The 6579-nt window shown below is 65.2% G+C and carries 6 protein-coding genes; 5 read left to right on the top strand and 1 reads right to left on the bottom strand.

Going from position 1 to position 6579, the window contains the following annotated elements:
• The first annotated feature begins 34 nt into the window (after positions 1-34).
• Entirely contained in the window at positions 35-1327 is a 1293-nt protein-coding gene (locus tag GXZ33_RS02750; protein ID WP_291339322.1) for a citrate synthase, read from the top strand.
• A 107-nt stretch (positions 1328-1434) separates the two neighbouring features.
• On the top strand, positions 1435-1794 hold the full coding sequence (locus GXZ33_RS02755; protein ID WP_040085168.1) for an FKBP-type peptidyl-prolyl cis-trans isomerase: 360 nt from the start codon (positions 1435-1437) through the stop codon (positions 1792-1794).
• A gap of 64 nt (positions 1795-1858) precedes the next feature.
• Here the strand turns inward: GXZ33_RS02755 and GXZ33_RS02760 are convergent, their stop codons facing one another.
• Positions 1859-3046: an NADP-dependent malic enzyme gene (locus GXZ33_RS02760; RefSeq protein WP_291339323.1), complete on the bottom strand. Its 1188-nt coding sequence runs from the start codon at positions 3044-3046 to the stop codon at positions 1859-1861.
• Between the two features lie 80 nt (positions 3047-3126).
• Here GXZ33_RS02760 and GXZ33_RS02765 point away from each other — a divergent pair, with 80 nt between their 5' ends.
• From GXZ33_RS02765 to GXZ33_RS02775, 3 genes are all read left to right on the top strand, one after another.
• Positions 3127-3969 (top strand): aldo/keto reductase, encoded by an 843-nt coding sequence (locus GXZ33_RS02765; protein ID WP_291339324.1) that lies wholly within the window; start codon positions 3127-3129, stop codon positions 3967-3969.
• Between the two features lie 393 nt (positions 3970-4362).
• Positions 4363-4710: a DUF485 domain-containing protein gene (locus tag GXZ33_RS02770; protein ID WP_040085172.1), complete on the top strand. Its 348-nt coding sequence runs from the start codon at positions 4363-4365 to the stop codon at positions 4708-4710.
• 4 nt (positions 4711-4714) lie between these two features.
• Positions 4715-6358 carry a cation acetate symporter gene (locus GXZ33_RS02775; protein WP_291339325.1) on the top strand — a complete coding sequence of 548 codons (1644 nt, stop codon included), beginning with the start codon at positions 4715-4717 and terminating at the stop codon, positions 6356-6358.
• The last annotated feature ends 221 nt before the right edge of the window (positions 6359-6579 follow it).

Below are 6579 nucleotides of genomic sequence, written 5' to 3' on the forward strand. Positions count from 1 at the left end.
GGCGAGGTCGACAACGAAGTCTGAAAGGTACACAGTGGCTACTGACAACACGGATAAGGCCGTACTCAACTACCCCGGCGGCGAGTTCGAGATGGACATCATCAAGGCCACCGAGGGCAACGATGGTGTCGTCCTCGGCAAGATGCTCGCTGAGACCGGCCTGGTCACCTTCGACCCGGGCTACGTCTCCACCGGCTCCTGCGAGTCCGCCATCACCTACATCGACGGCGACAACGGCATCCTGCGCCACCGCGGCTACGACATCGCCGACCTGGCTGAGAACGCCACCTTCAACGAGGTCTCCTACCTCCTGATCAACGGTGAGCTGCCGACCGTCGAGGAGCTCCACGAGTTCTCCGACGAGATCCGTCACCACACCCTGCTGGACGAGGACTTCAAGTCCCAGTTCAACGTGTTCCCGCGTGACGCTCACCCGATGTCCGTCCTCGCCTCCTCCGTCAACATCCTCTCGACCTACTACCAGGACGAGCTGGACCCGCTGAACGAGGCACACCAGCACAAGGCGACCGTCCGCCTCATGGCCAAGGTCCCGATGCTGGCCGCCTACGCGTACCGCGCATCCAAGGGTGCCCCGTACATGTACCCGGACAACTCCCTCAACGCGCGCGAGAACTTCCTGCGCATGATGTTCGGTTACCCGACCGAGCAGTACGAGATCGACCCGGTCATGGTCAAGGCCCTGGACAAGCTCCTCATCCTGCACGCCGACCACGAGCAGAACTGCTCCACCTCGACCGTCCGCATGATCGGCTCCGCACAGGCCAACATGTTCGTCTCCATCGCCGGTGGCATCAACGCCCTCTCCGGCCCGCTGCACGGTGGCGCGAACCAGGCTGTCCTCGAGATGCTCGAGGAGATCAACGGCCAGGGTGGCGACGCGACCGACTTCATGAACCGCGTGAAGAACAAGGAGAAGGGTGTCCGCCTCATGGGCTTCGGACACCGCGTCTACCGCAACTACGACCCGCGTGCCGCGATCGTCAAGGAGACCGCCCACGAGATCCTCGAGCACCTCGGTGGCGACCACCTGCTCGACCTCGCGATGAAGCTCGAGGAGATCGCACTCAACGACGAGTACTTCATCTCCCGCAAGCTGTACCCGAACGTCGACTTCTACACCGGCCTGATCTACCGCGCCATGGGCTTCCCGACGGACTTCTTCACCGTCCTGTTCGCCATCGGCCGTCTGCCGGGCTGGATCGCGCACTACCGCGAGCAGCTGGCGACCACCACCAAGATCAACCGCCCGCGTCAGATCTACACCGGCAACACCCTGCGCACCGTCTCCCCGCGTGAGGAGCGCTAGGACCTCCGTCCCGTACGGATGTCATGAAACCGGGTCCGACGCCACCTCCATATAATGGTGGCGTTGTGCCCGGTTTTTCCATGCAAGAATTCTGAAGGAGACACATCATGACCAAGCCCCAGATCGAAGCCCAGACCGGCCCCGCACCGGAGGAGCTCGTCTCGGTTGACCTCGTCGTCGGTGACGGCGAGGAGGCGAAGGCCGGCGGCCTCGTCGAGGTGCACTACGTCGGCGTCGATTTCGAGTCGGGCCAGGAGTTCGACTCCTCCTGGGACCGCGGCCAGTCCATCGAGTTCCCGCTCAACGGCCTCATCGCCGGCTGGCAGGAGGGCATCCCCGGCATGAAGGTCGGCGGTCGCCGTCAGCTGACCATCCCGCCGGAGCTGGCCTACGGCCCGGCCGGTGGCGGACACCCGCTGTCCGGCCGCACGCTGGTCTTCGTCATCGACCTGCTGAGTGTCGGATAGGCGGACGTCGGAAAGCACACAGGGACGCCCCGGAGACAGCTCCGGGGCGTCCCTGCTCTTTGTGCTAGGACCGGGCGGCCGTCCACGCGGCGGCGACGGCCTTGCTCACGGCGGGGGCCACGGCGGGATCGAGGGGGGAGGGGACGATGTGCTCGATGTCGAGGTGCTCCTCGGCGACCTTCGCGATGGCGCGGGACGCGGCGACCTTCATGGCGGGGGTGATCTCCGTGGCACCGGCGGCGAGGGCGCCGTGGAAGATGCCGGGGAAGGCGAGGACGTTGTTGATCTGGTTCGGCAGATCGGAACGGCCCGTCGCGACGACGCCGCCGTAGCGGTAGGCGAGGTCCGGGTCGATCTCCGGGTCCGGGTTGGCCAGGGAGAAGAGGATGGGACGCTCCGCCATGACCTGCAGAGCCTCCTCGGGGATGGAGCCGGCGGACAGGCCGATGAAGGTGTCGGCGCCCCGGAAGGCCTCCACGAGGCTGCCGTTGACGCTGCGCGGGTTGGTGGCCTCCGCCAGTTCCTGCTTGACGGGGTTGAGGTTGTCGCGGTCCTCGTGGATGACGCCGCGGGAGTCGAGCATGACGATGTCGGTGACACCGGCGTCGGCGAGGATCTTCTGGCAGGCCACGCCGGCGGCACCCGCACCGGAGATGACGACCCGCAGATCGGCCATGTCACGGTCGAGGAGGCGGCAGGCGTTCGTCAGGGCGGCGAGGATGACCACGGCGGTGCCGTGCTGGTCATCGTGCATGACCGGCATGTCCAGCTCCTCGATGAGGCGACGCTCCACCTCGAAGCAGCGCGGCGCGGAGATGTCCTCCAGGTTGATGGCGCCGAAGGACGGGGCGATGGCCTTGATGACCTCCACCAGGCGGTCCGTGTCCGTCTCGTCGAGGACGATGGGGATGGCGTTGAGCCCGGCGAAGCGGTCGAAGAGCTGGGCCTTGCCCTCCATGACCGGCAGGGCGGCGCGCGGTCCGATGTCCCCCAGCCCGAGGACGGCGGTGCCGTCCGAGATGATCGCCACGGTGTTGCCCACGCCGGTGAAACGGCTCGCGAGGGACGGCTTCTCCGCGATCGCGGTGCACACGCGGGCGACGCCCGGGGTGTAGCAGATGGAGAGGTCGCGCTGGGTCTTCAGCGGGCGGGCGGTGCGGATGGAGAGTTTGCCGCTCTCGTGCGCGGCGAAGATCTCGTCGTCGGACAGATCCGCGATGTGGTGGACGTGGGGGTTTCGGACATCAGTCATAGGTCCAATCCTATTGGCAGAACGGGGCGACTTCGGGGTGTTCCACGCCGGGCCCCGGCATTTAGGGGCACAATAGGGCCATGCACATCCCCCCGACCCTCACCCTCAACGACGGCACAGAGATTCCCCAGCTCGGCCTGGGCACCTGGAACCTGACGGGGGAGGAGGGGAAGAAGGTCATCCGCGAGGCGATCTCCCTCGGCTACCGGCACATCGACACCGCCTCGGCCTACGGCAACGAGGAGATCGTGGGGCAGGCCGTCGCCGATGCCATCAGGGCGGGCGACGTCACCCGTGAGGAGATGTTCATCACCACGAAGGCGTGGCAGGACGAGCAGGGTGCGGCGAACATCCCCGGTGCTTTCCGACGCTGCCTCGACCGCCTCGGCCTCGATTACGTCGACCTCTACCTCGTCCACTGGCCGCACGCCGCGCAGAACCTCTACGTCGAGACCTTCGAGGCCATCGCCCGCCTCCAGGGGCTGGGGCTCGTGCAGTCGGTGGGTGTGGCCAACTTCTATGAGGAGGTGCTGCGGGAGGTCGTCGAGAAGGTCGGTATCGTGCCGGCCACCAACCAGGTGGAGCTGCACCCCGGTTTCTCGCAGGCGCCCCTGCGGGCGGTGCACGAGGAGCTCGGCGTGACGACGGTCGCGTGGTCGCCTCTGGGGCGGGGCATCCTGCTGGCCAACCCGGTGCTCGGGGCGGTGGCCCGGAGCGTGGGCCGGACCCCGGCACAGGTCGCCCTGCGGTGGGCGATGCAGCTGGGGTGCGTGGTGATACCCAAGTCGGCGCGGCCCACCCGTCTGGCGGAGAATCTGGCTGCGACGGAGTTCACATTGACCCGGGAACAGCTGGAGGCGGTCACATCGCTGGACACGCAGCAGGGCTTCGGTAGGATCTTCGAGGATCCGCGGATTTTCTGAGGAACGGGGGAGCCCTCCGCCGAAAAGCCTCTGACCTGCGGTAATGCTCTGAAAAGTAAATCTTGTGAACATCTGTTGCGGATGTTCGCCACTTTTGTGAAGATCGCGGGGCTTGCGAAGTTTCGCTTCGCAAACTTAGCGGGAGGACATGAGTTCCCGAGCGGGGGTAGATGTACTACCAATAGCGGTGCAGGTCATGAGGGTGGGCGGGGGTGACGCGGGGCACATTGTGGGGCAATGTTGTCCGTTCACTTCAATGTTGCAATGTGAGCCAGGTAACTTACATTTGCAGCACAGGGTGTGACTACTCGCACAGGACGCCCGTCCTGAGGTGAACGTCACCGAAAGCTTGACCCCCGGAGGTTCCGGGACAGACATGAAAGAGAGAACACAGTGAGCGCGACTCCAGTTGTCCGACCGGATGGCCGGCGCGAGCCGACGTCCGAGGAATTTATCTCGATGCAGGCGAGTCCGCAGTTCCAGGAACTGCGCTCCGTCTTCCGTAAGTTCACCTTCCCCATGTCCGCAGCGTTCTTCATCTGGTTCCTCGTGTACCTGCTGACGGCGACTTTTGCGGCTGACTGGATGGCTACCCCGGTTGGTGGTGGCTTCAACTACGGCATCATCTTCGGCCTGCTTCAGTTCTTCACCACGTTCCTGATCACCTGGATCTACGTGAAGTTCGCCAACAAGAACATCGAGCCGCGCACCGCCGCGATTCGCCAGGAAATGGAGGGTTAGGACAATGGACCTCACCTACCTTGCACAGGAAAACACGGGTAACCCGATCCTGAACATCGCGGTCTTCGTCGTGTTCATCGTCGTCACCATGACCGTCGTCATGCGTGTCGGCAAGACCACCTCGGAAGCCTCTGACTTCTACACCGGTGGAGCATCCTTCACCGGTACCCAGAACGGCCTCGCCATCGCAGGTGACTACCTGTCGGCAGCCTCGTTCCTCGGTATCGTCGGCTCCATCGCACTGAGCGGTTACGACGGATTCCTCTACTCCATCGGCTTCTTCGTCGCCTGGCTGGTCGCCCTGCTGCTCGTCGCCGAGCCGCTGCGTAACGTCGGCCGCTTCACCATGGCTGACGTGCTCTCCTTCCGTCTGCGCCAGAAGCCGGTCCGTGTGGCCGCCGCTGTCGCGACCCTCGCGGTCTCCCTCTTCTACCTGATCGCCCAGATGGCCGGTGCCGGCTCCCTGGTCTCCGTCCTCCTGGACCTGCACGGCACCACCGAGCAGGCCATCGTCGTCGCCGTCGTCGGTGTCATCATGACCGCCTACGTCCTCATCGGCGGCATGAAGGGCACCACCTACGTCCAGATGATCAAGGCCGTCCTCCTCATCGGTGGCGTCGGTATCATGACGATCTGGACCTTCATCGCAGTCAAGGGTGGCTTCTCCACCCTGTTCAACGACGCCATCTCGGCACACCAGGTCTACATCGACGCCAGCCCGGACGTCGCCTACGCGGCCGAGGACATCATGAAGCCGGGCCTGAAGTACGGCGCGAGCTTCACCACCCAGCTCGACTTCATCTCCCTGGGCCTGTCCCTGGTTCTGGGTACCGCTGGTCTGCCGCACGTCCTCATGCGCTTCTACACGGTCCCGACCGCCAAGGAAGCACGTAAGTCCGTCACCTGGGCCATCGTCCTCATCGGTACCTTCTACCTCATGGCCATGGTCCTCGGCTACGGTGCCGCTGCACTGGTCGGCCCGGAGCGCATCCTCAACGCCCCTGGTGGCGCCAACGCCGCAGCCCCGCTGCTGGCACTGGAACTCGGTGGCTCCATCTTCATGGCACTGATCTCCGCTGTCGCCTTCGCCACGGTTCTCGCCGTCGTCGCCGGCCTGGCCATCACCGCCTCCGCCTCCGTCGCCCACGACGTCTACAACAACGTCCTCCGTGACGGCAAGGCCTCTGAGGAGGAGACCGTCCGTGTCTCCCGCATCACCGTGATCGTCCTGGGCATCGTCTCCATCATCCTGGGCATCCTGGCCATGTCCCAGAACGTCGCGTTCCTGGTCTCCCTGGCCTTCGCCGTGGCAGCCTCCGCGAACGTCCCGACGATCCTGTTCTCCCTGTACTGGAAGCGCTTCAACACCGCCGGTGCCGTCGCCTCCATGTACACCGGTGTCATCGCCTCCCTGGTGTTCATCTTCTTCTCCCCGGCCGTGTCCGGTGTTCCGAGCGCCATGTTCCCGAACGCCGACTGGTCCTGGTTCCCGCTGACCAGCCCGGGTCTGGTTGCGATCCCGCTGGCCTTCCTGGCCGGTATCATCGCCACCCTGGCCACCAAGCCGGACAACCTGGATCACCTGGCCGCCGAGATGGAGGTCCGCTCCCTCACCGGTGTCGGCGTCGAGGCTCCGGTCGACCACTAGTCGCCTGACCTCCCGCCAGACCGGGCAGCATCCCAGCGCCGCCATCACGTACCCACGTGATGGCGGCGCTATCATGTTCAGACGTGTCAACAAATTTCTCCCGGGCGGTGATCGCCGTGGTCACCACGGTGCTGATCGCCATCCCGTTGGTCGCGGTCCTCGGCCTCCCACGTGAGGCCCCGCTTCTCGACGCCGCGGAGGCCCCCACCGGGGCCTCCGCC

The organism is Corynebacterium sp., assembly GCF_012838985.1.
GTDB lineage: Bacteria > Actinomycetota > Actinomycetes > Mycobacteriales > Mycobacteriaceae > Corynebacterium.

Coding starts and splice junctions, on each gene's coding strand:
- GXZ33_RS02760 (WP_291339323.1), bottom strand. CDS start 3,046: ATGACTGATGTCCGAAACCCCCACGTCCACCACATCGCGGATCTGTCC.
- GXZ33_RS02775 (WP_291339325.1), top strand. CDS start 4,715: ATGGACCTCACCTACCTTGCACAGGAAAACACGGGTAACCCGATCCTG.
- GXZ33_RS02755 (WP_040085168.1), top strand. CDS start 1,435: ATGACCAAGCCCCAGATCGAAGCCCAGACCGGCCCCGCACCGGAGGAG.
- GXZ33_RS02765 (WP_291339324.1), top strand. CDS start 3,127: ATGCACATCCCCCCGACCCTCACCCTCAACGACGGCACAGAGATTCCC.